Source organism: Aureimonas sp. N4, assembly GCF_001463925.1.
Taxonomy (GTDB): Bacteria; Pseudomonadota; Alphaproteobacteria; order Rhizobiales; family Rhizobiaceae; genus Aureimonas; species Aureimonas ureilytica_A.
Window position 1 is genome coordinate 20394 of record NZ_BBWS01000060.1, and the last position, 23419, is coordinate 43812.

Below are 23419 nucleotides of genomic sequence, written 5' to 3' on the forward strand. Positions count from 1 at the left end.
GAGGCCCGGCGCCGAAGCGGGGCCCGCGGGGATGCACTGGGAGGCGCAGGCCGCCATCGTCGGGCAGGCCGACTTGCCGCAACCGTCCCTTGACGGGGCCGGGTCGTCGGGGCAGCAGGGCATTCCGGCCTCGGCCGACATGCCGTCCATGCCGGCCATGTCCCCGGTTCCGTCCATGTCCGCGACGGCGATCCGCTCGGACTGGATGGGGTCGTTTGCGGGAGGGGGCGGAATCCTACGCTAAGCGCAAAGCCTGTGCGATCTGTCCCAACCTCCTGTCCGAATGAGGGTCGTTCAACGGACGATTGTTCCGTCACATTTCGATGGGCCCGAAAGGCTCAGTTTAGCCGGAAGTCGGTTGTCTCATTTGAATGGTACTATATTTCTTGCGTTGAAGGGGCCTCTTACGTTACAGATTCTAAGATGATGAACATACTCATCGGTTACGCCCGCTGCTCAACCGACAAACAGGATCTCGCAGCGCAAATGGAAGCTCTGCAGAAACTCGGGGTTGCGGCTGATCGCATCTACACAGATTACGGTTTTACCGGCTCAAACCGAGCAAGGCCCGGTCTGAACCAAGCGCTGGCCGCCGCACGCAGTGGCGATACGTTTGTCGTGTCCAAGCTCGACCGGCTTGCACGTTCCGTCCCTGACGCACGCGAGATCGGGGATGACCTTGCCTCTCGGGGGGTGAGGTTGCAGATCGGCGCCAGCATTCATGATCCGTCCGATCCGATGGGTAGGCTGTTCTTTAATATCCTTGCGACTTTCGCCGAGTTCGAGGCCGACCTGATCCGGATGCGAACGCGCGAGGGCATGGCGCTCGCACGTTCCAGGGGAAAGCTACGCGGAAAGAAGCCGAAGCTCTCCGATCGCCAGCAAAAAGAGCTGCTCCGCATGTACGATACCGGCGAATACTCGGTCAGCGATCTTGCCGAGGTGTTTTCGATTTCCCGGCCGACGGTCTATCGGACCTTGGGCCGTCAAGCGGTATTGCTGAAAGCGGACCTGAAGTTAACCGCCGCCGTGGCTTAAACCGTCGCTCATACCAAGTGCAGAATTATCGCTCATCGCAAGTAGGCGACACGGCAAGCAACCTCGCCAAGTGACTACGAGCCATTAGTTGGGTGCCTAAACCAGTTTGACCTGTTCATCCGATGACAGATCAGGATCGTAAGCGTATTTCGGGCTCGCGTCGAGAAAGTCATGTGTGTGAACGACCACCTGCTCCGGCTGAATGAATGCGACAGCGTAGGCCGGTGGCTCGAGGCTGCACGGAATTTCGCTTTCTGCCGTGAAGTCCAGCCAGACCTGGTGATTCGTGCCACGCAGACAGGAGAACGGGATGCCCCGCCAGTTTCCTGCGATCGGTCGATGCACATGTCCGAAGAAGATGTGTCGCACCTCCCCATGACGGGAAAGAATTTCGCCGAGGGCCTCGGCATCTCGTAGCCTGATTGCGTCCATTGGCGCAAGGTGCAGGCTCAGCGGGGGATGATGCATGAACAGGAATGCTGGCCCCGGATTGGCACCGAGCGCGTCCTCGAGCCATGTCCGACGCGCGGCGCAGAGACGACCCGCATGAGTGCCCGGTTCATTCGTGTCGAGAAAAATCAGGTTTCCCGCGGCGGTCTGAATTCTTGATTGAACGAAGCCGGCATCATCGACCGGCGCCTGAGGGAAAATCCGACGGAAGGTCGCACGATCGTCGTGGTTGCCGATTAGCAGGCGGAAGGGCGCCTTAAGTTCTTGTAGGCGCATCCTCAACTCTACATAGGCGGCTTCCTCGCCGTTATGCGCGAGGTCTCCGGTGAACACCACAAGATCCGCATCCGCATGGTTCAGGTTGACGTTCGCGATGCAGGCTTCGAGACGCATCCACGGATCGAGGCCAAACACGCGTTCGCCGGGAGGTCCGAGATGCAGGTCGGTAATCTGAACGATCTTCATCAGTGTGAATTCCTTTCCTCTCAGCACAGCATGCATAGCCGGTAGCCGGTTCGAATAGCAGAACTGCGACATCACGATGAGAAAATTTTAATGCGAGACTCACAACAAATGAGACTTACACACATCTGTCATCTGACGCTGCTACTCCCCTGCCGTGCGCGAGCCGATCTGAAGCTCGCGACCGGAAGGAATTCGAATGACGTCTATAAGCCTCAAAGGTGTCTGTAAGCGTTTTCATTCATTCGAGGCGGTGCGTGACGTTTCGCTGGATATCGCCGGCGGCGAGTTCATCAGCCTGCTGGGTCCGTCCGGATGCGGAAAATCCACGCTCCTCCGCATGATCGCGGGCCTCGAGACCGCCACGGCGGGGGAGATCGGCATGGGAGGCAAGTCCATCCAGCATCTGCCCCCGAGCGAGCGCAATATCGCTATGGTCTTTCAGAACTACGCGCTCTATCCGCACAAGACCGTTCTCGAGAACGTCGCCTTCCCCCTGTTGATGCAGGAACCGATGATCATGCGCCTGCCCTGGCTGAGGCGTCTTGCTCCCGGCCGGCGCCTCGTCGACGACCAAATCGCCGCGCGTGTTGATCCAGTCTGTCGGATGCTTGGGATCGACCATTTGGCCCGACGCAAGCCGGCCGAGCTTTCAGGCGGACAGCGCCAGCGCGTCGCGCTGGCACGAGCCATGGTGCGTCAGCCCAAGCTATTTCTAATGGACGAGCCGCTGTCGAACCTCGACGCCAAGCTGCGCGCGACGACCCGGGCCGAGATCATCGACCTGCATCGCCGGCTCGGCGTCACGTTCCTCTACGTTACGCACGACCAGGGCGAGGCGATGACGATGTCCGACCGGATCGTGCTTATGAATGAAGGATGCCTTCAGCAGGTCGGCCCTCCGCTCGAACTCTACAACGACCCGGCCAACCTCTTCGTGGCCGAGTTCATTGGCCTGCCCAAGATCAATGTCCTCGACCTTCGCATCGAGGACAGGAATGCATTCCTCGGCGGGCAACCGATCCGCGACATGCCGGGCGAGCTCGATGGTGCGCCGGCACCGCGAAAGGGGGCTCTGCGTGTCGGGCTGCGAGCCGAGGCGCTACATCTGTGTCCGGTGGATCACCCACACGCGCTGCGTGGCCACATCCACATTGTCGAGCATCTCGGCAACGAAGCAATTCTGCATATGTCGCTGGGCGGGGAAGACATCTGCGTCCGGGTGCAGCCTGCACAGGCTGCGGGCCTCTCTCCCGGCCATGAGATCGCAGTGCGGCCTGATTGGAACAGCGCGTTGCTGTTCGATGCAGCCGGATCACGCCGGCGCGGCGAACGAATGAGGGCTGCGGCATGAGCGCGATCACCGAGCCAGGCTCAATCGCCGCCGATGCTTCTCGAACCGATCAAGGCTTCGAACGCACGCCTATAATCGCGAACCCCGCTTATCTAATCCCGGCGGTGGCGGTCCTTCTCGTCTTCTTCATCCTACCGACCTTCGCGACGATCGCGCTGTCTTTCACCGATTGGCGGCTCGGTGCGCGCTCGCTGTCCTTCGTCGGCCTCGACAATTACCGAACGCTTCTGGCTTCCAGCCATTTCGCCGGGACGCTTTGGAATACGCTGAAGCTGAACCTCTTCGTCATTCCCAGCTCGTTTTTTATGGCGCTGCTGCTGGCGCTTGCGATCCATTCGCAGGCGCGCCTCGCCTCGTTTTGGCAGACGGTCTACTTCCTCCCGGTTACTTCGACACTGATCGCCATGGCGATCGTCTGGCAGTGGGTGCTGCATCCGCAGGTCGGCATGGTCGCGTGGGCGCTGCGTCAGCTCGGTCTGGAGCCCATCAACTGGCTGAACGATCCCGATCTGGTTCTCTATACGATCGGCTTCATCTCCATGTGGCAGCTCGTCGGCTACTACATGGTCCTCTTCCTGGCGGGCCTGCTTGCCATTCCGCGCCACCTTTACGAGGCGGCGGAGATGGACGGCGCCCGCACCGGCCTCGATCGGTTCGTGCATGTCACCTGGCCCATGCTTGGACCGACGGCCTTGTTCGTCCTGATCATCACCATCATCAAGTCACTACAGATCTTCGACGTTGTGCGTGTCCTGACCGAGGGCGGACCCAATGGAGCGAGCGAGATCGTCCTGCATACGCTCTATCAGGAAGGCTTCATCTATTTCCGGACCGGAATCGCGGCGGCGATCGCAACGCTGTTCTTCCTCGTAATGCTCGCTCTCACCCTCTACCAGATGCGCGTCTTCGATCGGCGCGTCCATTACGGCTGAGGGGTGACGGCCATGCGCATAAAGAACCTCGTCATCAATCTGGCCCTCGGCGCCGGCGGCCTCGTGATGCTCTTGCCCTTCGCCTGGATGCTGAGCCTGTCGCTGAAGCCTGAGAACGAGATCTACACACCCGACATCGCCTTCCTGCCCCGGGAATGGGATTTCGCGAACTATGTCGAGGCCTGGACCGTCGGCTATGCCGGCACGTTCGTCATCAACGGCGTGATCGTCACGCTAGGCATCCTGGTCCTGCAATATCTAACGATCATACCCGCCGCCTACGTCCTTGCCCGCAAGAACTTCCGCATCCGCGGCCTCATCATGTCCACGGTCCTGGCGGTCCTGCTCATCCCGCCCCAAGTGACCGCGATCCCGGTCTACATGATGCTGGCCGAAGCCCGGCTTCTCGACACCTATGCAGCGCTGATCATCCCGTTCGCCAGCAGCGCATTCGGCATCTTCCTGCTGCGCCAGAGCTTCAGGACCGTTCCTCAGGAACTTATTGATGCCGCTCGCATGGACGGCGCGTCGGAAGCCTACACCCTGTGGTTCGTCGTCGTGCCGCAGGTGCTTCCCGCTCTTGCGGCCTTCGGCATCTTCTCAGTCGTCACCCATTGGAACGACTTCTTTTGGCCGCTGCTCGTCGTCACCTCGATTGAGCGCGCCACACCGCCGCTCGGCATCTCGATATTCGCCTCCAACGAAGGCGGCAATGAGGTTGGCCCCATGATGGCGACCGCCACCCTTGTCGTGATGCCACTCGTCATCGCCTTCCTGATCGCCCGCAGGCGCTTCGTGGAAGGCGTCACGCTTTCGGGCCTCAAAGGATGAGCCCGCATTTCATCGATGATATGGAGCACCAAGCATGATGCATTTGATCAGACTTCTCGCCGGCGCCGCGATCGGGCTCGGCGCTCTCGTTCCAGCCGCCATGGCGCAGGAGGTGGAGATCACCGTAGCGCACGCATACGGCGCCATCTTCCGGCCGATCCACGAGCAGATCATCGCCGAGTTTAACAAGGAGTTCCCGAACATCAAGGTGACGCTCGAAGCTCCGCAGCCCGACTACGAGCAACTTGTTCAGCGGACGCTTTCTGGCATCCCGCAGAGCAACGCCCCGACTTTAACGTTCCAGGGCGTCAACCAAATTCGCCAGTTTGTTGACGCGGGTCAGGCCCATGATCTCAGCGCCTTCGTCGCCGAGGATCCGCGATGGAAGGAAGGCGGCTACTACCCGACCATGATGGAGCTCGGTCGCTTCGATGAGAAGCAGATGGCAATTCCGTTCGCCATCTCTACGCCGATCATGTACTTCAACGCCGATCTCTTCGAAAAGGCTGGGCTCGACCCCTCCGCCCCGCCGACCACATGGCCCGAAGTCATCGAAGCCGCCAAGGCGATCGAGGCCGCCGTTCCGGGTACGACTGGTCTATTTTATGACTATCTCATCACCGGCAATTGGGACTTCCAGGTCCTCGTGTATTCAGAAGGCGGGTCGATGATGAACGAGGCCGAGACCGAGGTGACGTTCGATGAAGAGCCGGGCCTGCGGGCAGTCAGGCTTCTGCGCTCCTTCGTGGACGAGGGAGTGATGGAGAACTGGACCCGCGCGCAAGGCGAGCAATCCTTCATCGCCGGCCAGGTCGGGTTCTACTTCTCGTCAACGGCTTGGCTCGCCGGCGTTCAGGATAAAGCGAACTTCGACATCCGCACCGCCTTCTGGCCAGAAAGCTCGACCGGCGAGCGGCGCCTGCCTTCAGGCGGTAATGCCGCTATGATCATCACCGATGATCCGGAGGAGGCCAAGGCTGCCTACGAATACGCCATGTTCGCCGCAGGGCCGATCGGCACCGCAATCATGGTCCCTGGTTCAGGCTATATGCCCATGCACGAGGAGGGCACAAAACGGCTGGCGTCGTTCTACGAGGAGAACCCAAACTTCAAGATCTCCGTCGAACAAATCCCGTATATTTTCACGTGGTATGCATTTCCGGGGCAAAACACATTGAAGAGCATCGATGTGATCCGCGACAGCCTTCAGGCGATCGTTGCCGGGCAAGTTAGCCCGGAAGAGGGAATCAAGCAGGCGGCGCATGAAGTGGAAACGCTGGTCAGCGTGGATAAAAAGTAGCCTTATCTTCGCATTGTCCGTCGCAAGGGCAGCGGGATGCGTTCCGCTGCCCATATCTTTGCTATGACTCGCTGAGCCCGCTAACATCCGCTATGTCCAGATCAGAGCAACACCCCCCTCCCGTGACTCCTAAAATTGCCCAGAATGGCATGCTCGCCCGCATTCGGCATTCGCGGGACGATCTTCCTCCAACCGCCCGGCGGATCGCCTCCTATATCGAGGCTAACGCTGAGGACGTGATCCGCATGTCGATCACCGAACTCGCGGAGCAAACCGGCGCGAGCGAGGGCAGCGTTGTCGGCCTGTGCCGCCGCGTCGGCGCCGGAGGTTTTCAGGACCTGAAGATCCTGCTGGCGCGCGACCTCGTCGAGCCGGTTCGCTTCATCCAGGAAGACCTTGAGGAAACGGACGACTTCACGCGCGTCGGCGAGCGCATCTTCAGCGCACATGCCGCCTCGCTCGCCGAGACGCGCAAGCTCCTTTCGCCTGAAGCGCTGGAACGCGCCATCGCGATCTTGCAGAACGCCCGCCGCATCGAGGTCTATGGAATCGGTTCGTCGGCACCCATCGCTCAGGATCTCGGATACCGTTTGCTCCAGCTTGGGCTGGATGCCAGAGCAATCGTCGACTCACACGTCCAGGCCGTTACCGCAGCGATGGCATCCAGCGAGGTGGCCGCGATCACCGTTTCTCATTCCGGCAGCACAGTTGAAACGGTTCTAGCGACCCGTCTCGCACAGGAAGCTGGCGCTAAGACGATCGGCATCACGCGTCTCGGCAAATCGCCCCTCGCACGTCATTGCGACGTTGTTCTCCATACGGTCGCGAACGAGACCCGCTATCGGCCGGAGGCCATGTCGAGCCGTGTGGCGCAACTCGCCATCATCGACACTCTGGTGTCCTGCTGCGCGCTTGGAAATCCCGAGCATTCAGCCGAAAAGCTACAGCTCAGCGCACGCGTGCTCTCCGAGAAGCGCTTCTGACGTCGACGGTTCGCACCATAACGGGCACGAAAGCAGAGCCAATCGAGGCCGCAAGCGCTCCATCGGTGGCGGGATTATCACCCACGACCACCGAGCGTGCGGCCGAGCATCCGAGCGCATCAAGGGCAAGTTCAGCCAAGCGAACCGATGGCTTGCCGATGACCTCCACGTCCTGAGATCCTGCCGCGGCGAGAATGGCAGCAACGAGCGCGCCGGTCTCTGGCACGATGGTCCCGGACGAGCCAGGATGGTTGTTGTCGAGATTGGACGCGACAAGTCGCGCACCGTAGCGTACCTCATTGGCCGCATTTGTTAGCATGGGGTAGTCGAACGCTGCATCACGACCGATCGCCACGGTGTGAGCGTGCTTATCGACGAGGAGCACACCGCGCTCCAAAGCGCGGGCACGCATGACCGACGAGACGAGCGCCAAGGTCGGCGCTTGCCGTTCGGCGAGAGCCTCTATCATTGCCATTCCTGCCGTGAAGATACGCGATGCCGGAACTGAAAGGCCGCATTCGGCGAGGCGCTGCGCAATTGTTTCGGGCAGATCGCTGGAGTTGTTGGTGATTACGGCGAAGCGGTCCGCATAGCTTGCAAGCAGGCGGTCCGCGCCACAGACTGCATGCTCGCCGATGGTCAGCGTACCATCGAGATCTAAGAGCAAAGCGTCGGCTCCGGTCTCAACGACGGCCGCGACATCAATCGTGGGTCGGCAATTGGATGTCAGCCTCATGTGAAATTATCCCAAGCCTCTGATGAACAATGCACGGCTCTCGCGGAACGCCGTTTCCACGATCATTGATGCGCGGTATTTGCGATTCGCTCAAGTCAATACCCAATTAGAGTGAGAAATTTTCATTTCTGTGTCACGAAGCGGAGCTAGCGTGCCCCTAGCAAGGCAGTGGATCGTTGAACATCCAGCAAAGGGAGCAAGAAATGCAGCAGAGCTTGGACAGGATTCTCACCACCCACACCGGCAGTTTGCCACGACCAACTTGGCTTGCGGAGGCCCTGACACGGAAAGACCGCGGAGAAGAGCAAGCAGGCGACGAGAATTTGTCCGCGGATATTCGAGACGCCGTCATCGAAATCGTCCGGAAACAGGCAGAGGTCGGCATCGACATTGTAAGCGACGGTGAGACGAACAAGATCGGCTATGCGACCTACGTCAAAGACCGTCTAAGCGGATTTGACGGCAGCGGTTCAGGTATCGCAATCGCTGACCTGCACGATGTTCCGGAGTTCGCGGCGCATGCCCTGAAGGGCCTCGATGTAGCGATGCCTGCTTGTACTGGCCCGATCAGCTACAGGGGGGAAGACGCGGTCAACGAGGATATTAGCAATCTTAAAGCCGCCACGCAGAAAGTATCCGCTTCCGACGCTTTCATCAGTGCCGCGTCGCCCGGCGTCATCTCCATATTCCTGGAAAACCAGTTCTATCCCAGCGAAGACGCGTATATCGAAGCGCTCGCTGAAGGAATGCGCTCGGAACTTGAGGCCATTCACCAAGCCGGCTTTCTGCTTCAGATTGACTCCCCGGATCTCGCGATGGGACGGCATGTCGGCCATAAGGTGCTCGAAGTCGGGGAATTCCGGAAGCAGGTGGCCAAACGGGTTGAGATAATCAATCATGCCACCCGTAATATTCCCGCCGACCGGCTTCGGGTCCATCTTTGCTGGGGCAATTATGAAGGGCCGCATAATCACGACGTCCCCCTGACCGACATCGTCGATCTCATATTTGGCCTTCGCGCCCAGGCTCTTCTCTTCGAGGGAGCCAACCCACGCCACGCCCATGAATGGCGCGTGTTTGAAGAGGTGACCATTCCGCAAGACAAGGTGCTTGTGCCCGGTGTCATCGACACCTGCACCAATTATGTCGAACACCCTGAGCTTGTTGCTGAACGGATCGTCCGGTTCGCCAACATTGTCGGTCGCGAGCGTGTCATAGCCGGAACCGATTGTGGATTCGCCACTTTCGCGAACTTCCTGCCTGTCGATCCCAAAATCGCCTGGCTGAAACTCAAGGCACTTACCGATGGGGCGGCGCTCGCGACCAAAGAGCTTTGGTCTTGAAGCGTTTGGGCGCCCCTCGAGCAAAAATTTGACACGTGAGGCGGTGCATAGCGACCGACCCAACCGAGCTCCCAGGTGTTGGGCAGTGCGCTGTTGCTTTCACATGAGGCTGATTGACATCGGCCTCAGTGGGGAGCCCTGGATGCGCATCACACCTGCACATTATGCCCGGCCGTACGCAAGGCAGGGGCGGGTCCGTAGCCGGATGGCACCCATGTCGCTGACGGCAGGCGACGGCACTGTCGGCTGCTTGTTGCCACTACCCAACACAAGTTCGAACCAACACATTAGGAAAACTATGCCTTCTGACACTCTCCCCATCTCTTTGCCTATGGTTGACATCTCGCGTTTTCATGGTGACGCGGCTGAACGCGAAACTTTCATACTGTCGCTCCGCGAGATCCTGCACGACTACGGCTTCTTCTACCTCGTTGGACACGGCGTCAGCCAAGAGACCACCCAACGCATTCTCGAGGTCTCGAAAACATTCTTTGCCCTGCCCGAAAAGGATAAGCTTGCCATTGAGATGGTCAAAACACCCCGTTTCAGGGGCTATAACCGCGCTGGCTTCGAGCTGACCGGCGGCAAGCGGGACTGGCGGGAGCAGGTCGATTTCGACACTGAGGGCGAGCCAGTCGCGCTTTCAGAAAGCGACCCTCTGTGGAAACGCGTCATTGGTCCCAATCAATGGCCCGAAGCGTTGCCGGAATTGAAGAACGTGATTCTCGAGTATCAGGCGGAAGTAACGCACGTCGCCAAGGACGTGCTTGGCGCCATTGCGGTCGCGCTCGGTCAGAGCCCTGACGCTTTTGCTCCGATATTCGATCCACATCCCGCCCAACATCTCAAAATTCTTCGATATCCGGGCAAGGATCAAACCACCTCCGAGCAGGGCGTCGGCGCTCACAAGGACGGTGGCCTCGTCACCATCCTTCTGAACGACGAAGTTCCGGGCCTGAAAGTGAAAACGGAAGCTGGAGATTGGATCGATGCACCGCCGATCCCAGGGGCTTTCATCGTTAACACCGGTGAGCTGCTGGAGCTCGTGACAAATGGATTCGTGCGCGCAGATGTTCATGCCGTGACCCTTCCGCCAGAAGGGATGGAGCGCTACTCGGTCGTTTTCTTCCTCGGCGCTTACTATGGAGCAAAAATCCCCGTGTTTGATATGCCTGAGCACATCAGGCACGCCGAGCGTGGTGTCACGGTTGATCCGCTAAATCCGATCCTGAATGATGTCGGTGCAAATCATCTAAAAGCGCGCCTTCGTTCACACCCGCATGTTGCACGCGCACATTACAGCGACGTCAACGCCTGACTTTGTGACGAATAGCTAACCGACACAGCTTACCTGAGCGGCCGCGTAAAAACGGCCGGTCGGGTTTCGATGTCAGTAACGCACGGCTTTCGTCCTCATCTCGGACATTCTGTGATGTCGATGTCGGCTCCAGGGGCGGCCATTCACAAGCGATTGGTATGATTGCCCGAAATTAGCTTGTCCTTCTGACTCAAAGAGCTGGGGTATTGCATCTCTCCCCATGTCATTCATCGAATTTTGCTGAAGGGGCATGAATGCCGCGGCGCGTCACCCTAAGCGGTCGGCAGAAGGATGTGCTGTTGCGCCTGCCGACCTCGCAGACGGATTTGCTCAAACACTATACGCTGAGCGATGAAGATCTCGGGCATATCAGGCAACGTCGACGCGCTCACAACAGGTTCGGCTTTGCCCTGCAATTGTGCGTTCTGCGCTATCCCGGTCGGGTGCTAGGCCCGGGCGAACTGATACCGGCTGAGGTCGTCGAATTTATCGGAGCTCAACTCGGTCTGCATGCCGATGATCTGGTAGACTATGCCGCCCGCGAGGAGACGCGGCACGAGCACCTTGCCGAGTTGCGGGCAATCTATGGATACCGCACTTTCTCCGGAGGTGGTGCGCGTGAGTTGAAGGACTGGCTGTTCCAGGAAGCCGAACTGGCGGTGTCGAACGAGGACATTGGCCGTCGCTTTGTGGCTGAATGCCGACGCACCCGCACCGTCCTGCCCGCGACATCCACGATCGAGCGGCTCTGCGCCACGGCTCTGGTTGATGCCGAGCGGCAAATCGAGACGAGGATCGCCAGTCGCTTGTCGGTGCCGATCCGGGAACAGTTACTGGCATTGCTCGAGGAGACGGCTGACGATCGGGTGACCCGCTTCGTGTGGCTGCGGCAGTTTGAACCCGGCTCGAACTCTTCGTCGGCCAACCGGCTGCTCGACCGGCTCGAATATCTGCAACATGTCGATCTTCCCGAGGATCTGCTTGCCGGTGTTCCTGCCCATCGGGTGACCCGTCTGCGCAGGCAGGGCGAACGGTACTATGCTGACGGCATGCGCGATCTCCCGGAGGACAGGCGGCTTGCGATTCTGGCCGTCTGCGTATCGGAATGGCAGGCGATGCTTGCCGACGCCGTGGTCGAAACCCACGACCGGATCGTCGGCCGTCTCTACCGTGCTTCGGAGCGTATTTGCCAGGCAAAGGTCGCGGACGAAGCGAGCGCGGTGCGTGACACCCTGAAATCGTTCGCCGAAATCGGCGGGGCCCTGGTCGATGCGCAGGATGACGGCCAGCCGTTGGACGCCGTCATCGCAACCGGATCAGGGTGGGACGGCTTCAAAACCCTTGTCGCGATGGCTGCCAGGCTAACCGCCACCATGACTGACGATCCGCTCAATCATGTGCTCGACGGATATCATCGCTTCCGTCGATACGCTCCGCGTATGTTGCGCCTGCTCGATTTGCGGGCTGCGCCAGTCGCGCAGCCGCTTCTGGAAGCGGTGACGGCCCTGCGCGCCGGTTTGAACGACGCCGCACATACTGGCTTCCTGCGGCCGAGCTCGAAATGGCATCGCCATCTTCGGGCCCAGACGGCTGACGACACCCGCCTATGGGAGATCGCGGTGCTGTTCCATCTGCGCGATGCGTTCCGCTCCGGGGATGTCTGGCTTGCCAGGTCCCGGCGCTATGGCGATCTGAAACACGCACTCATTCCGGCACAAGCTGTTGCGGAAGGCGGCCGTCTCGCTGTGCTATTGCGGCCGGAGGAATGGCTGGCAGACCGGCAAGCTCGCCTCGACATGCGGTTGCGCGAGCTTGGCCGTGCCGCTCGCGCAGGCACGATTCCCGGCGGGTCAATCGAAAATGGCGTTCTGCATATCGATAAGCTCGAAGCCGCCGCGCCGACCGGCGCCGAAGATCTGGTGCTCGATCTCTACAAGCAGATACCGCCCACACGCATCACTGATCTCTTGTTGGAAGTGGATGCAGCGACCGGCTTCACCGAAGCGTTCACGCATCTGCGCACTGGAGCGCCCTGCGCCGACCGGATCGGCCTGATGAACGTCATTCTTGCCGAGGGGGTCAACCTTGGCCTGCGCAAAATGGCTGACGCGACAAACACCCACACGTTCTGGGAATTGATCCGCATTGCCAGGTGGCATGTCGAGGGCGAAGCCTATGATCGGGCGCTGGCCATGGTGGTCGAGGCGCAGACGGCGTTACCTATGGCCCGGTTCTGGGGCATGGGCACCTCAGCTTCGAGCGACGGTCAGTTCTTTGCCGCCACAGAGCAAGGTGAGGCCATGAATATGGTCAACGCGAAATACGGCAATACCCCGGGCCTGAAAGCCTATAGTCACGTCTCGGACCAATATGCGCCGTTCGCGACCCAGGTGATCCCTGCAACGGCAAGCGAAGCTCCCTATATCCTTGATGGCCTGCTAATGAACGATGCCGGTCGCCATATTCGGGAGCAGTTTGCCGACACGGGCGGCTTCACCGATCATGTCTTTGCTGCGTGCGCCATTCTCGGCTACCGCTTCGCCCCACGCATCCGCGATCTGCCGTCCAGGCGACTCTATGCCTTCAGTCCGTCGAACGCGCCGGCGCATTTGAGGCCGTTGATTGGTGGAAAGATCAACCAGGCCATGATCGAGCGCAACTGGCCCGACATCCTGCGGATCGCCGCCACAATTGCCGCCGGAAGCATCGCGCCAAGCCAGATCCTGCGGAAACTCGCCTCCTATCCTCGGCAGAACGAACTTGCGACAGCCCTGCGGGAAGTCGGCCGTGTCGAACGAACCCTGTTCATGATCGACTGGATTCTGGATGCCGAGTTGCAACGCCGCGCCCAGATCGGGCTCAACAAGGGCGAAGCCCATCATGCGCTGAAGCGGGCAATCAGCTTCCATCGCCGTGGCGAAATCCGCGACCGTTCCGCCGAAGGCCAGCATTACCGGATCGCCGGCATGAACCTGCTCGCCGCGATCATCATCTTCTGGAACACCATGAAGCTCGGCGAGGTCGTTGCCAACCACAAACGCGATGGAAAGCTGCTATCGCCCGATCTCTTGGCCCATGTCTCGCCGCTCGGATGGGAACACATCAATCTCACCGGAGAATATCGCTGGCCAAAGCCTTAGCGTAGGATTCCGCCCCCTCCCGCAAACGACCCCTGGATGTCCGCAACCGTCGTCGACGCACTAACATAGGCCATGGCTTCGCCCATTGGCATCAGGGCAAATGCGGCGACGACCAAGGTCGTAAGGGAGATTTTGAAGCGGGCTACTATGCTCACGGGACAGTGATGCCATGTCGTGCGCCGGTAGGAAAGGTACAGGCGGAGGGTGCGCTCTATGTCGCGCACATCGGCGCGCAGCACGTGTAGGACTTTGGGGGAATTGTTTCCATTGTCCCGTCCTCGACATGAGAGGTTGTCACGGGATCCCTTGCAACTGTGAAAACGACCGGACGGAAAGTACGCCGGAAGGGGTGAACTGCGCCCGACTACGAAAATTCCGTCGGCGTAATGGACATCCGGTCAGCTCAGCACCGGGGGTGGTCGGGCCCAGCGAGCCAGGCCCGAACTGAGCGGGATCAGCGGTTGCCGTAGCCCGATCCCGGCACGAGCGAGCGCTTGCCGAGGGCCGTCTCGGCCATCTCGCCGTGGCTGGTGCCCTGGAGGACGGACAGCCCGGCCTGAGTGTCGACCGCCCTGGTGTCCGTTCGCGAGCCCGGCACCAAGCCATGCGTGCCGCTGACGGACGAGGCCGCGGGGAAGCCGTACGAGGACGCCGAGTGCTTCAGGTTCGTTGCGGTCGGCGTGGCGCCTACGTGGGTGTCGGTCGCCGTGTCGTGCACCGCCTGCGCCTCGGTCTGTTCCAGGAAGATGTCCGACCCGGGGACCAGCGACTGGGCCGAGGCGGCGACAGTGGCGAGGGAAAGGACGGCGGTGAGGAAGAGGGTATTCATGTCGTGTTCCTTCGATGCCGGGCGCGCGGCGGCCGGCGTATTGATGGTCGGGGATTTTCGGGCGAACGTTCCCGGTCCCCGGCTTCGCGGCTCGGGGGTGTTCCGGCGGAACGGAGCGGGTTGGATGGAAGTGGACCCTGTCGGGCGGCTCAAGCCCGCGGGGGACGCCGCGGCACGGGCTGGATGTACCCCTCAGGGATCGACGCCGCCGCCGCGACAAACGGCGAGGCGTGCCATTCGATCCGCTCGGACGTCGCGGGGAGCCTGGGAACGATGCTCGGGCAGGCAACGCCGCAGTGCATTGACGGCTCCGCTCCCGGGGGCGCGCCGGGATTGGAGTGGCCCGCTACGGACAGTGCATGCCCGTCGCGCGGCCGGGCCTCGGCCGAGATGGCGTGTCCGCGTTCGAGGAGTCCGCCCGCAGCCGTCGCGAGGGCGAGCAGGCAGGCGAGCACGATGCCGAACAGTCTCATGGGCGCCTCCTTTCCTCTGGCAACAGCGATCGGGTGCCGGGAGCGTCCGCGCGGCGCGCGGTGCTCCCGGCCTTCATGGTCTCGGGGTGCGGGCCGACGCTACTTGACGTCGGTCACGGTCAGCTTGCCGCGGACCTTCTCGGCCATGAACTCGACCGACTTCCCGACCGACAGCTTCTTCAGGGTGGCCTCGTCGGGGACCGCGAAGACCATCGTCATCGCGGGCATCTCGAGGTCCTTCAGCTCCCCGTGCTTGATCGTGACCTTCTTGGCCTTCTCGTCGACCTTGGTGACCTCGCCCTTGGCGTACTCGGCGGCGACGGCGGGGGCGGCTGCGGCGAGCGCGACGAGTGCGGCGGTCGCGAAGGAGCGGATCGTCTTCATGTGCTGGGTTCCTCGTTCCGTGGATGCGTGGGTTCGGTTCATTTCATGACCACAAGGGGGCCGTGCATGCCCGCCTCGTAGTGTCCGGGGATCAGGCAGGCGAACTCGAAGTTGCCGGCCTTGGAGAAGGTCCATACGATCTCGCCCTTGGCGCCCGGCTCGAGGCGGATCGCGTTCGGATCGTCATGCTCCATCTCTGGGAACTTCTGCATCAGCGCCTTGTGCTCGGCGTTCTTGGCGGGCTCGTCCATGACGAACTCGTGGGCGTTCTCGCCGGAGTTCGTGAACTGGAAGCGTATGGTCTCTCCCTGCTGGACTTGGATCTTCGCAGGCTGGAACAACATCTTGCCGTCCGGGGTCTCCTTCATGGTGACCCTCACCGGACGGGCGCTGGCACCCTTCTCGGCGGCCTTGCCGACGGCGAGTTCGTCGTGGCCACCCGCATGGTTGCCCGACGCCGACGCCGGGGCGGACGCGAAGCCGACGAGCGCGGCGGCGGCCGCGGCGAAGGCCATGTGCGTGAACTTCATGGTGTTCGTTCCTTTATTGGGGTTGGTGGGTTCGCGGCCGCAGTCAGTGGCCGGAATGGTCTGCCGCGCCAGCCGCCGCGGCGGTCTTCCCGGCGGGGCGGAGCGAGCTTCCGTCGGCGCTGCCGGCGGGTGCGGAGGGTGCCTCGGGGAGCGCGCCCGTCCATTCGTAGGCGACGGTGCCAGGCGGGTGCGCGTAGTCGCCGGGATCCTCGTAGGATCCCTTCTCGATGCCCTCGCGCACCTTCACCACGGTGAACATGCCGCCCATCTCGAGCGAGCCGAATTGGCCCCAGCCCGTCATCATCGGGATGGTGTTGTCCGGCAGCGGCATGGACATCTCCGCCATGTCGGCCATGCCCTTGGTGCCCATCGGCATGTAGTCTGGTTGCACCTGGCGGATCTTCTTGGCGACCTTCGTCTTGTCGACGCCGATGAAGGTTGGAATCTCGTGGCCCATGGCGTTCATCGTGTGGTGCGACTTATGGCAGTGGAGCGCCCAGTCGCCCTCGTAGACCGCGTCGAACTCGTAGGCGCGCATCGCGCCGACGGGGATGTCGATCGTGACCTCCGGCCAGCGCGCCTCGGGGCGCACCCAGCCGCCGTCCGTGCAGGTCACCTCGAAGTCGTAGCCGTGCATGTGGATCGGATGGTTGGTCATGGTGAGGTTGCCGACGCGCACGCGCACCCGGTCGTCCTTGCGCACGACCAGCGGCGCCACGTCGGGGAAGACGCGGCTGTTGATGGCCCACAGGTTGAAGTCGGTCATCTCCATGACCCGGGGGACGTAGGTGCCGGGATCAATGTCGTAGGCCGACAGCAGGAACACGAAGTCCCGGTCGACGGGCATGAAGTTCGGATCCTTGGGATGGATCACGAAGAAGCCCATCATGCCCATCGCCATCTGGACCATCTCGTCCGCGTGGGGGTGGTACATGAACGTCCCGCTCTTCTTCGCCTCGAACTCGTAGACGAAGGTCTTGCCGGACGGGATCGGCGGCTGCGTCAGGCCCGCCACGCCGTCCATGCCGCAGGGCAGGATCATGCCGTGCCAGTGGACGCTCGTGTGCTCGGGCAGCTTGTTGGAGACGAAGATGCGCACGCGGTCGCCCTCCACGCACTCGATCGTCGGGCCCGGGGACTGGCCGTTGTAGCCCCAGAGGTAGGCGGTCATCCCTTCGCCCATTTCGCGCTCGACGGGCTCGGCGACGAGGTGGAACTCCTTCACGCCGTTGTTCATGCGGAACGGCAGGGACCAACCATTGAGCGTCACGACCGGGTTGTAGTGCGGTCCCTCCGACGGCACGGGCGGGACCTGCGTCGCCGCGCTGTCCATGACGGGCGCCTCGGGCAAGCCCATGGCGGAGGTGCGCGACCAGGCCGCGGCACCCACGAGCGCCGCGCCGGCACCGATGAAGCCTCTTCTCGAAACCATGTCCATCTCTCCGATCAGTCGTCGTCGCCGGCCGCGGCCGTTTCGACCTCGGCGGCCTCGCCGCCATCCGTTTCCCCGCCGCCGAAGACGGCGCTGGTCAGGCCCTCGTCGGCCAGCCAGAATTCCTTCCTTGCCTCGAGGGCGGCGATGTTCGCCTCGACGCGCTCGCGCGTGTCGGTGATGAGCTCGAAGGTGGAGGTGATCATCCCGTTGTAGGTAAGCACCGCCTCCTTCTCGAGCGTCGTGCGCAGGGGCAGCACGCTGTTCTGGTAGTGCCTGGCGATGTCGAAGCCCGAGCGGTAGGCTTGGTAGGCCGAGCGCGCCTCCGACCGGATGTTCACGCCGCGCTCGGCGAGGAGGTTGGCGGCGCGCAGGTACTCGAACTCCGCCTTCCTCAACCGTGCCTGCCCGCTGTCGAAGATCGGGATCGTCAGGCTCGCCTCGACGGCGGGTGAGAGCGTCGTCTTGCGCTCCTTGCCGCCGTCCTCGTTCTCCTCGACCTCCTCCTCGGCCTCGATGCCGGCACCCAGCTCGAGGTCGGACACGTACCGCGTGGCCTTGGTCAGGCCGTAGGACTTCGCCAGCGCGTCGAGTTGCAGCTTCGCCAGCTGGACATCGACGCGGCTGCGCAGGGCCTCGGCCTCGATGCCCTCGCGCTTGGCGACGGCCCGCGGAAGGCGCGGGAGCGCGTTCGGTACCTCGAAGTCGACGTCCCGTCCGTAGAGGCCGAGCAGGCGGACGAGCCGTTCCTTGGCGAGCCTCGCCTCGAGACGGGCCGTCGCGGTGCGCCCGGCGAGTTCGGCGTAGAAGACCTGCTCGCGCGCCTGGTCGGCCTTGGTCATGGCACCGGAGCCGCCGAGGCCCGCCGCGAGCTCGGCCGCCGCGTCGGCGGCGACCTTGGCGCGGTTGAGGAGGGCGACGTTCTCCCAGGCGGCCACCGCCTCGATCCAGGCGCGCCGCGTCTGCGAGGCCACCTCGAGCGTGCGCAGGACCGCCCCGAGCTGCGCGGCGTGGACCCGCGCCGTCGCGACGTCCAGGCGCCGCTCGCGGGTGATCAGCGCGATGATGTTGGAGACGACCAGCCCCTCGACGGTCCGCGTGAAGTCCACGGTCCCGTAGCTCAGGGAGATCCTCGGGTTCAGCGGAGGCAGGGTCTCCTGCCAGAGGTCGGCGACCGAGATCCCGATGTCGGCATAGGAGGCTTGCAGCCCCTTGTTGTTGAGGAGCGCGACCTGGACCGCCGCGTCCGCGCCGAGGTACTTGCCCTCCATGAGGCGGCGGACCTTCGCGTCGACGGCCGCGGCCTGCCGGCGGTCCTGCACCCAGGCCGTTTCCTTGCCCGTCACCTGGCCGGAGCGCAGGGCGACGGTCTCAAAGCCGTCCTGCGGCAGGAACGCGTTGTCGTTCGCGAGGCAGCCTCCGAGGACGAGGGGGGCGAGGAGCACCGAGGCCTTGAGGTACGCGATCATAGGCCGCCCTCCGCACCGACGGGCGCGATCTCGACGCCCGTCTTGCGCCAGTCCTTCGGCTCCACGGGCATGCGGTGGGTGTAGGAGCCGACCACGGAGCCGTAGCGGGCCTGGGCGACACTCAGGGACGCGTCGACCTGGGGCGTGGCGGTGCCGAGGTCGGACAGGCCGACGGGGCCTGTGGCGGTGCAGCCTGCGAGGAGCAGCGCTGCAACGCACGGGAATGCGAAGCGGTACATGGGACGGTTGACCTGAGGACGGCATGGCGGTCCAACCGGGCGTGTCGCCACGGGACGCGGACCATGCATGGGCCGGAACATGCGGCTGCCTGGCCAAAAGGACCGGCGGACGCAGCACGACGCTTCCCGGTGCCCGTCATTGGGACGGACGTGCGGAAGCCGGACGCCGACGCGCGGCGCCTTGTCAGGTCAGGTTCGGGGGGGCCTGTCAGCCGTCGGGACGCGCAGTCCTGTCAGCGACGCATGGACGGACGCACGTGCGTCCTGCCGCAACCAGATGCGCAAGGCGGTATCGGTCCCGGTCGGCACGAACACCGCAGGGCAATGGCTGGCGCACTTGGTGTCGGAGGGACCCGTGTGGTCGCCCGCCTTGGGATGCCCGTCGCGGTCGCCATGCGCGTGGCCGGACGCCCGGTCGCGGTGGTCGGCGGTCCCGTCGGAGTTGTCGGCGGCCACCGAATGCGTCGACTGGGCGCCAGCCATTGGCGCGAACGGAACGCTCGCGTGCGCCATCTGCGACAGGACGACGGACAGGCACAGAAGGACCGCAGAAAGCAGCCTCCTCACCATCACCGTCGTGTTCGTCCTGTCGAGCATATGATTTCCGTATTCGATCCTCGGTGCCGTGTCCATCCGGATGGCGGCACCCTCTCCAGTTCTGCGCCAGCGTGGGCAACCCTTGCGGTCTCAGACGGCCCGGTGCGGTTCATCCTGCCGCGGCACGCGGTGCCATGGCATGCGGGGCGACCTGTGTCGGCGACCCCGCCGTTCGTCCTTTCTCGGCGGTCAGGCCGCCGGGGCGTTGGGGTATCCAGCGGTCGTGACGGCCGAACCCACCACGTCGTCGCCCGCGGACGTGTCCACGATCACGAGGCCGGACCCGAGGTCCACACTCACCTCGGCCGCCGGGTCGACCGCCTTGATCGCCTTGGTGACCGAGGACGCGCAGTGCCCGCAGCTCATCTTCTCGACCTTCAGCTTCAGCATCGTCGGCTCCTCTCGTTGCGGGGAAGATGGGGCTTGCCATCGTTGGAAGGTCAAGGGCCTCAGCGGATGCCGCCGACCTTCGTCAGCGCGTTCGCCGGACGGCGCCGCATGGGGGCGACGGGTTCGGCCGCCGCGGATCCGTCCGACAGGCTGCCGATGATCGGGCAGTCCGGGCGGTCGTCGCCGTGGCAGTTGCGTGCGAGGTGGCGGAGCGTGCCCGCCATCTCCTCGAGCTCTCGCATGCGCGCCTCCAGCATCTCGACCTGCTCCATGGCGATCCGCTTCACGTCCGCGCTGGCCCGTCCGCGGTCGCGCCACAGGGCGAGCAACTGGCCGATCCTCTCCATCGAGAAGTTCAGGTCTCGCGCCCGGCGGATGAAGCGCAGCGTCAAGACGTCGGCGGCGGAGTAGACGCGGTAGCCCGACTCCGCCCGGTCCGCGGGCTGGATCAGCCCGACGCTCTCGTAGTGGCGGATCATCTTGGCGCTGACCCCGGTGGCCTTCGCGGCCTCTCCGATGTTCATGTTCGTCTCCTTGCGGCTCGGGGGCGATCGGGTCAGGCGGCGGCAGGGGAGAAGCGGCGCAGCCGCAACGCGTTGCCGAGCACGAAGACGCTCGACAGCGCCATGGCGCCCGCCGCCAGCGCCGGCGACAGGAGCATGCCGTTCAGGGGGTAGAGCAGTCCCGCGGCGACCGGCACGAGGACGACGTTGTAGGCGAAGGCCCAGAAGAGGTTCTGCCGGATATTGCGGATCGTCGCCCGCGAGATCCGGAGCGCCGTCGCGACCGCCCGGAGGTCGCCCGACATGAGCACGACGTCGGCGCTCTCGATCGCGACGTCTGTGCCCGTGCCGACGGCCAACCCGACGTCGGCCGCCGCGAGCGCGGGGGCGTCATTGATGCCGTCACCGACGAAGGCGACCTTGCCCGAAGGGCGCAGGCTCTCGACCGCGGCGACCTTCCCGTCGGGAAGCACCTCAGCGCGGACGTCGTCGATGCCGAGGCCGGCGGCGACCGCGTTCGCGGTGCGCGCGTTGTCGCCCGTCACCATGGCGACGCGCAGCCCCAGCCCGTGGAAGGCGCGGATCGCCGCGAGGCTGGTCACCTTCACGGGATCCGAGACCGCGACGAGGGCAGCGAGGCGCTCGTCGACCGCCGCGTAGAGCGGCGACTTGCCCTCCCTCGCCAGACGCTCCGCATCGGACACGAAGGCCGCGGGGTCGAGTCCCAGCCGAACCATCAGGCGGTCCGCCCCGACGGCGACCCGGCGGCCGCTGACGACGGCCTCCACGCCGAAGCCCGGAACGGCCTCGAAGCGGTCGACCGACGCCGCGGGCAACCCCTCCACCCTGGCGGCCGCGACGATGGCGGCGGCGATCGGGTGCTCCGACTTCGCCTCGACCGAGGCGACGAGGCCAAGCACGCCGCCGCGATCGAATCCGTCCGCGAGGACGAGGTCCGTCAGGACGGGCCGCCCCTCCGTCAGCGTCCCCGTCTTGTCGAGGGCGATCACCCCGACGTCGCGCAGGGACTGCAAGGCCTCGCCGCGCCGGAAGAGGACGCCGAGCTCGGCCGCGCGTCCCGTCCCAACCATGACCGACGTCGGCGTCGCGAGGCCCATGGCGCAGGGGCACGCGATGATGAGGACGGCGACGGCGTTGACGAGCGCGAAGCCCAGCGCCGGGTCGGGTCCGAAGAAGATCCAGACGAGGAAGGTCAGCGCCGCGGTGCCCATCACCGCCGGCACGAACCAGCGCGTCACGCGATCAACGAGCGCCTGGATCGGCAACTTGCCGCCCTGCGCCTCCTCGACCATGCGGATGATCTGGGCGAGGACGGTGTCCGCTCCGACCCGCTCGGCCCGGTACGTGAAGCTGCCGGTCCCGTTGATGGTGCCCCCGACGACGGTCGCGCCGCCCTCCTTGGAGACGGGGACGGGCTCGCCCGTGATCATCGACTCGTCGACGAAGGACGAGCCGGAGAGCACCGCCCCGTCGACCGGCACCCGCTCCCCGGGGCGCACCTCGACGGTGTCGCCGACGACGACCTCCTCCAGCGGGACCTCGGCGAAGCCCGATGGGCGCCCGACGCGCGCGGTCTTCGGGCGCAAGCCGACGAGGCGCTTGATGGCCGCGCCCGTCCGGCCCTTGGCCCGCGCCTCGAGCACGCGGCCGAGGAGGATCAGCGTAACGATGACGGCGGCCGCCTCGAAGTAGACGTTCGCCGTCCCGGCCGGCAGCGCATCCGGCAGGAAGGTCGCGACGACCGAGTAGCCCCAGGCCGCGAGCGTGCCGACGGCAACCAACGAGTTCATGTCGGGCGCGAGGCGCGCCAGCGCAGGCAATCCCTTGCGCAGGAAGCGCAGGCCGGGGCCGAACAGCACGAGCGAGGCGAGGACGAACTGGAGGGCGCGGCTCTCCCACATGCCAATCCGGTCCATGACCAGGTCGTGGAAGGCGGGGACGAAATGCGATCCCATCTCGAGCACGAAGAGCGGCGCGGTCAGGACGGCGGCAACGAGGAGGTCGCGGCGGAGCCTCGCGTACTCGGCCTCCCTGGCAGCCTCGCGAGGCTCCGCTGCCGCGTCGGTCCCTGTCGCCGACGCGCGCGGCTCGTAGCCCGCGTCGCGGATCGCCGCCTCGACCGCGCGCAGGTCGGCCGAGGGAAGGAGGCGCAAGGTGGCGCGCTCGGTCGCGAGGTTCACAGCGACGGACGTGACGCCGGGAACGGCCGCCACGGCACGCTCGACGCGGCCGACGCACGAGGCGCAGGTCATGCCCTCCACGCCGATTTCCGCCGTCTCCTGGCGGACCCCGTAGCCCACCTCCTCGACGGCATGGATGACCGCGGCCCCGTCCGCGGCGCCCGCGAAGGACACGTCGACGCGCTCGGCGGCAAGGTTCGCGGATGCCGAGGACACGCCGGGCACGGCCGCGACGGCGCGCTCGACGCGGCCGACGCAGGACGCGCAGCTCATGCCCTCGACGTCGAGGCGGAGGACCCCGCCCGCCGTCTTGAACTTCTCTGAGGGAACGGTCTGGTTCATCGGTTTCGTCCCGGGAAGTTTGCGACTTGCCGGAAGATGGGGGTTCCCACCATGGGAAGGTCAAGGGGCCCCGACCGTTCGGTCTCGACGGTCGGGAGGTCCGGCTCTCACCGCCCGCAGCACGGATCCGTGAACGCGTGGCG

The 23419-nt window shown here is 63.9% G+C and carries 22 protein-coding genes; 9 read left to right on the forward strand and 13 right to left on the reverse strand.

Annotated elements, in window-relative coordinates; genetic code table 11:
• The first annotated feature begins 423 nt into the window (after positions 1-423).
• Positions 424-1038 carry a recombinase family protein gene (locus tag AUL28_RS21000; RefSeq protein ID WP_058599648.1) on the forward strand — a complete coding sequence of 205 codons (615 nt, stop codon included), beginning with the start codon at positions 424-426 and terminating at the stop codon, positions 1036-1038.
• A gap of 96 nt (positions 1039-1134) precedes the next feature.
• Here the strand turns inward: AUL28_RS21000 and AUL28_RS21005 are convergent, their stop codons facing one another.
• The gene (locus AUL28_RS21005) at positions 1135-1953 is read right to left on the reverse strand and encodes a phosphodiesterase (RefSeq protein WP_058599647.1); all 819 of its coding nucleotides are present in this window, start codon (positions 1951-1953) and stop codon (positions 1135-1137) included.
• A gap of 196 nt (positions 1954-2149) precedes the next feature.
• Between AUL28_RS21005 and AUL28_RS21010 the strand changes: the two genes are divergently transcribed.
• The 5 genes from AUL28_RS21010 to AUL28_RS21030 all read left to right on the forward strand — a co-directional run bounded on the left by AUL28_RS21010 (position 2150) and on the right by AUL28_RS21030 (position 7350).
• Complete coding sequence (locus AUL28_RS21010; RefSeq protein WP_058599646.1) at positions 2150-3304, forward strand: ABC transporter ATP-binding protein; 1155 nt, start codon at positions 2150-2152, stop codon at positions 3302-3304.
• Complete coding sequence (locus tag AUL28_RS21015; RefSeq protein ID WP_082640616.1) at positions 3301-4236, forward strand: carbohydrate ABC transporter permease; 936 nt, start codon at positions 3301-3303, stop codon at positions 4234-4236. Before AUL28_RS21010 ends, AUL28_RS21015 begins: the two co-directional genes overlap by 4 nt.
• 12 nt (positions 4237-4248) lie before the next feature.
• Positions 4249-5067: a carbohydrate ABC transporter permease gene (locus AUL28_RS21020; protein ID WP_192843509.1), complete on the forward strand. Its 819-nt coding sequence runs from the start codon at positions 4249-4251 to the stop codon at positions 5065-5067.
• A 34-nt stretch (positions 5068-5101) separates the two neighbouring features.
• Positions 5102-6367, forward strand: coding sequence for an ABC transporter substrate-binding protein (locus AUL28_RS21025; RefSeq protein ID WP_058599644.1), 1266 nt, complete (start codon positions 5102-5104; stop codon positions 6365-6367).
• Positions 6368-6516: 149 nt separating this feature from the next.
• Entirely contained in the window at positions 6517-7350 is an 834-nt protein-coding gene (locus tag AUL28_RS21030) for a MurR/RpiR family transcriptional regulator (RefSeq protein WP_058599643.1), read from the forward strand.
• On the opposite strand, the gene AUL28_RS21035 is transcribed toward AUL28_RS21030, so the two are convergent.
• On the reverse strand, positions 7316-8086 hold the full coding sequence (locus tag AUL28_RS21035) for an HAD family hydrolase (protein WP_058599642.1): 771 nt from the start codon (positions 8084-8086) through the stop codon (positions 7316-7318). The genes AUL28_RS21030 and AUL28_RS21035 overlap by 35 nt on opposite strands.
• A 203-nt stretch (positions 8087-8289) precedes the next feature.
• Between AUL28_RS21035 and AUL28_RS21040 the strand changes: the two genes are divergently transcribed.
• From AUL28_RS21040 to AUL28_RS21050, 3 genes are all read left to right on the forward strand, one after another.
• Positions 8290-9429 carry a cobalamin-independent methionine synthase II family protein gene (locus tag AUL28_RS21040; protein WP_192843510.1) on the forward strand — a complete coding sequence of 380 codons (1140 nt, stop codon included), beginning with the start codon at positions 8290-8292 and terminating at the stop codon, positions 9427-9429.
• 298 nt (positions 9430-9727) lie between these two features.
• Complete coding sequence (locus tag AUL28_RS21045) at positions 9728-10747, forward strand: isopenicillin N synthase family dioxygenase (RefSeq protein WP_058599641.1); 1020 nt, start codon at positions 9728-9730, stop codon at positions 10745-10747.
• A 254-nt stretch (positions 10748-11001) separates the two neighbouring features.
• Positions 11002-13887, forward strand: coding sequence for a Tn3 family transposase (locus tag AUL28_RS21050; RefSeq protein ID WP_058599640.1), 2886 nt, complete (start codon positions 11002-11004; stop codon positions 13885-13887).
• Positions 13888-14341: 454 nt separating this feature from the next.
• Here AUL28_RS21050 and AUL28_RS21060 read toward each other — a convergent pair whose 3' ends face one another.
• The 11 genes from AUL28_RS21060 to AUL28_RS21110 form a co-directional block, all read right to left on the reverse strand.
• Positions 14342-14716, reverse strand: coding sequence for a hypothetical protein (locus AUL28_RS21060; RefSeq protein ID WP_062236724.1), 375 nt, complete (start codon positions 14714-14716; stop codon positions 14342-14344).
• Positions 14717-14865: 149 nt separating this feature from the next.
• Positions 14866-15189 (reverse strand): hypothetical protein, encoded by a 324-nt coding sequence (locus AUL28_RS21065; RefSeq protein ID WP_062236727.1) that lies wholly within the window; start codon positions 15187-15189, stop codon positions 14866-14868.
• Positions 15190-15288: 99 nt separating this feature from the next.
• A complete protein-coding gene (locus AUL28_RS21070) occupies positions 15289-15573 on the reverse strand; it encodes a copper-binding protein (RefSeq protein ID WP_062236730.1) in 285 nt (94 codons plus the stop codon).
• Positions 15574-15611: 38 nt separating this feature from the next.
• Positions 15612-16088: a cupredoxin domain-containing protein gene (locus AUL28_RS21075; protein WP_062236852.1), complete on the reverse strand. Its 477-nt coding sequence runs from the start codon at positions 16086-16088 to the stop codon at positions 15612-15614.
• Between the two features lie 58 nt (positions 16089-16146).
• Positions 16147-17535 carry a multicopper oxidase family protein gene (locus AUL28_RS21080; RefSeq protein ID WP_062236855.1) on the reverse strand — a complete coding sequence of 463 codons (1389 nt, stop codon included), beginning with the start codon at positions 17533-17535 and terminating at the stop codon, positions 16147-16149.
• 14 nt (positions 17536-17549) lie between these two features.
• Entirely contained in the window at positions 17550-19004 is a 1455-nt protein-coding gene (locus tag AUL28_RS21085) for a TolC family protein (protein ID WP_062236733.1), read from the reverse strand.
• Entirely contained in the window at positions 19001-19324 is a 324-nt protein-coding gene (locus tag AUL28_RS21090; protein WP_156420119.1) for a hypothetical protein, read from the reverse strand. The genes AUL28_RS21085 and AUL28_RS21090 overlap by 4 nt, the downstream gene beginning before the upstream one ends.
• Positions 19325-19432: 108 nt before the next feature.
• Positions 19433-19840, reverse strand: a complete 408-nt coding sequence (locus AUL28_RS21095; RefSeq protein WP_156420120.1) for a hypothetical protein — start codon at positions 19838-19840, stop codon at positions 19433-19435.
• Between the two features lie 189 nt (positions 19841-20029).
• Complete coding sequence (locus AUL28_RS21100) at positions 20030-20230, reverse strand: heavy-metal-associated domain-containing protein (RefSeq protein ID WP_062236742.1); 201 nt, start codon at positions 20228-20230, stop codon at positions 20030-20032.
• 59 nt (positions 20231-20289) lie between these two features.
• Positions 20290-20754: a Cu(I)-responsive transcriptional regulator gene (gene cueR, locus AUL28_RS21105; protein ID WP_062236745.1), complete on the reverse strand. Its 465-nt coding sequence runs from the start codon at positions 20752-20754 to the stop codon at positions 20290-20292.
• Positions 20755-20786: 32 nt separating this feature from the next.
• Positions 20787-23276, reverse strand: a complete 2490-nt coding sequence (locus AUL28_RS21110; protein WP_062236749.1) for a heavy metal translocating P-type ATPase — start codon at positions 23274-23276, stop codon at positions 20787-20789.
• Positions 23277-23419: the final 143 nt, after the last annotated feature.

Coding starts and splice junctions, on each gene's coding strand:
- AUL28_RS21090 (WP_156420119.1), bottom strand. CDS start 19,324: ATGTTCCGGCCCATGCATGGTCCGCGTCCCGTGGCGACACGCCCGGTT.
- AUL28_RS21100 (WP_062236742.1), bottom strand. CDS start 20,230: ATGCTGAAGCTGAAGGTCGAGAAGATGAGCTGCGGGCACTGCGCGTCC.
- AUL28_RS21000 (WP_058599648.1), top strand. CDS start 424: ATGATGAACATACTCATCGGTTACGCCCGCTGCTCAACCGACAAACAG.
- AUL28_RS21030 (WP_058599643.1), top strand. CDS start 6,517: ATGCTCGCCCGCATTCGGCATTCGCGGGACGATCTTCCTCCAACCGCC.
- AUL28_RS21035 (WP_058599642.1), bottom strand. CDS start 8,086: ATGAGGCTGACATCCAATTGCCGACCCACGATTGATGTCGCGGCCGTC.
- AUL28_RS21020 (WP_192843509.1), top strand. CDS start 4,249: ATGCGCATAAAGAACCTCGTCATCAATCTGGCCCTCGGCGCCGGCGGC.
- AUL28_RS21075 (WP_062236852.1), bottom strand. CDS start 16,088: ATGGCCTTCGCCGCGGCCGCCGCCGCGCTCGTCGGCTTCGCGTCCGCC.
- AUL28_RS21050 (WP_058599640.1), top strand. CDS start 11,002: ATGCCGCGGCGCGTCACCCTAAGCGGTCGGCAGAAGGATGTGCTGTTG.
- cueR (WP_062236745.1), bottom strand. CDS start 20,754: ATGAACATCGGAGAGGCCGCGAAGGCCACCGGGGTCAGCGCCAAGATG.
- AUL28_RS21065 (WP_062236727.1), bottom strand. CDS start 15,189: ATGAGACTGTTCGGCATCGTGCTCGCCTGCCTGCTCGCCCTCGCGACG.
- AUL28_RS21005 (WP_058599647.1), bottom strand. CDS start 1,953: ATGAAGATCGTTCAGATTACCGACCTGCATCTCGGACCTCCCGGCGAA.
- AUL28_RS21080 (WP_062236855.1), bottom strand. CDS start 17,535: ATGGTTTCGAGAAGAGGCTTCATCGGTGCCGGCGCGGCGCTCGTGGGT.
- AUL28_RS21025 (WP_058599644.1), top strand. CDS start 5,102: ATGATGCATTTGATCAGACTTCTCGCCGGCGCCGCGATCGGGCTCGGC.
- AUL28_RS21110 (WP_062236749.1), bottom strand. CDS start 23,276: ATGAACCAGACCGTTCCCTCAGAGAAGTTCAAGACGGCGGGCGGGGTC.
- AUL28_RS21045 (WP_058599641.1), top strand. CDS start 9,728: ATGCCTTCTGACACTCTCCCCATCTCTTTGCCTATGGTTGACATCTCG.
- AUL28_RS21040 (WP_192843510.1), top strand. CDS start 8,290: ATGCAGCAGAGCTTGGACAGGATTCTCACCACCCACACCGGCAGTTTG.
- AUL28_RS21010 (WP_058599646.1), top strand. CDS start 2,150: ATGACGTCTATAAGCCTCAAAGGTGTCTGTAAGCGTTTTCATTCATTC.
- AUL28_RS21095 (WP_156420120.1), bottom strand. CDS start 19,840: ATGCTCGACAGGACGAACACGACGGTGATGGTGAGGAGGCTGCTTTCT.
- AUL28_RS21060 (WP_062236724.1), bottom strand. CDS start 14,716: ATGAATACCCTCTTCCTCACCGCCGTCCTTTCCCTCGCCACTGTCGCC.
- AUL28_RS21085 (WP_062236733.1), bottom strand. CDS start 19,004: ATGATCGCGTACCTCAAGGCCTCGGTGCTCCTCGCCCCCCTCGTCCTC.
- AUL28_RS21015 (WP_082640616.1), top strand. CDS start 3,301: ATGAGCGCGATCACCGAGCCAGGCTCAATCGCCGCCGATGCTTCTCGA.
- AUL28_RS21070 (WP_062236730.1), bottom strand. CDS start 15,573: ATGAAGACGATCCGCTCCTTCGCGACCGCCGCACTCGTCGCGCTCGCC.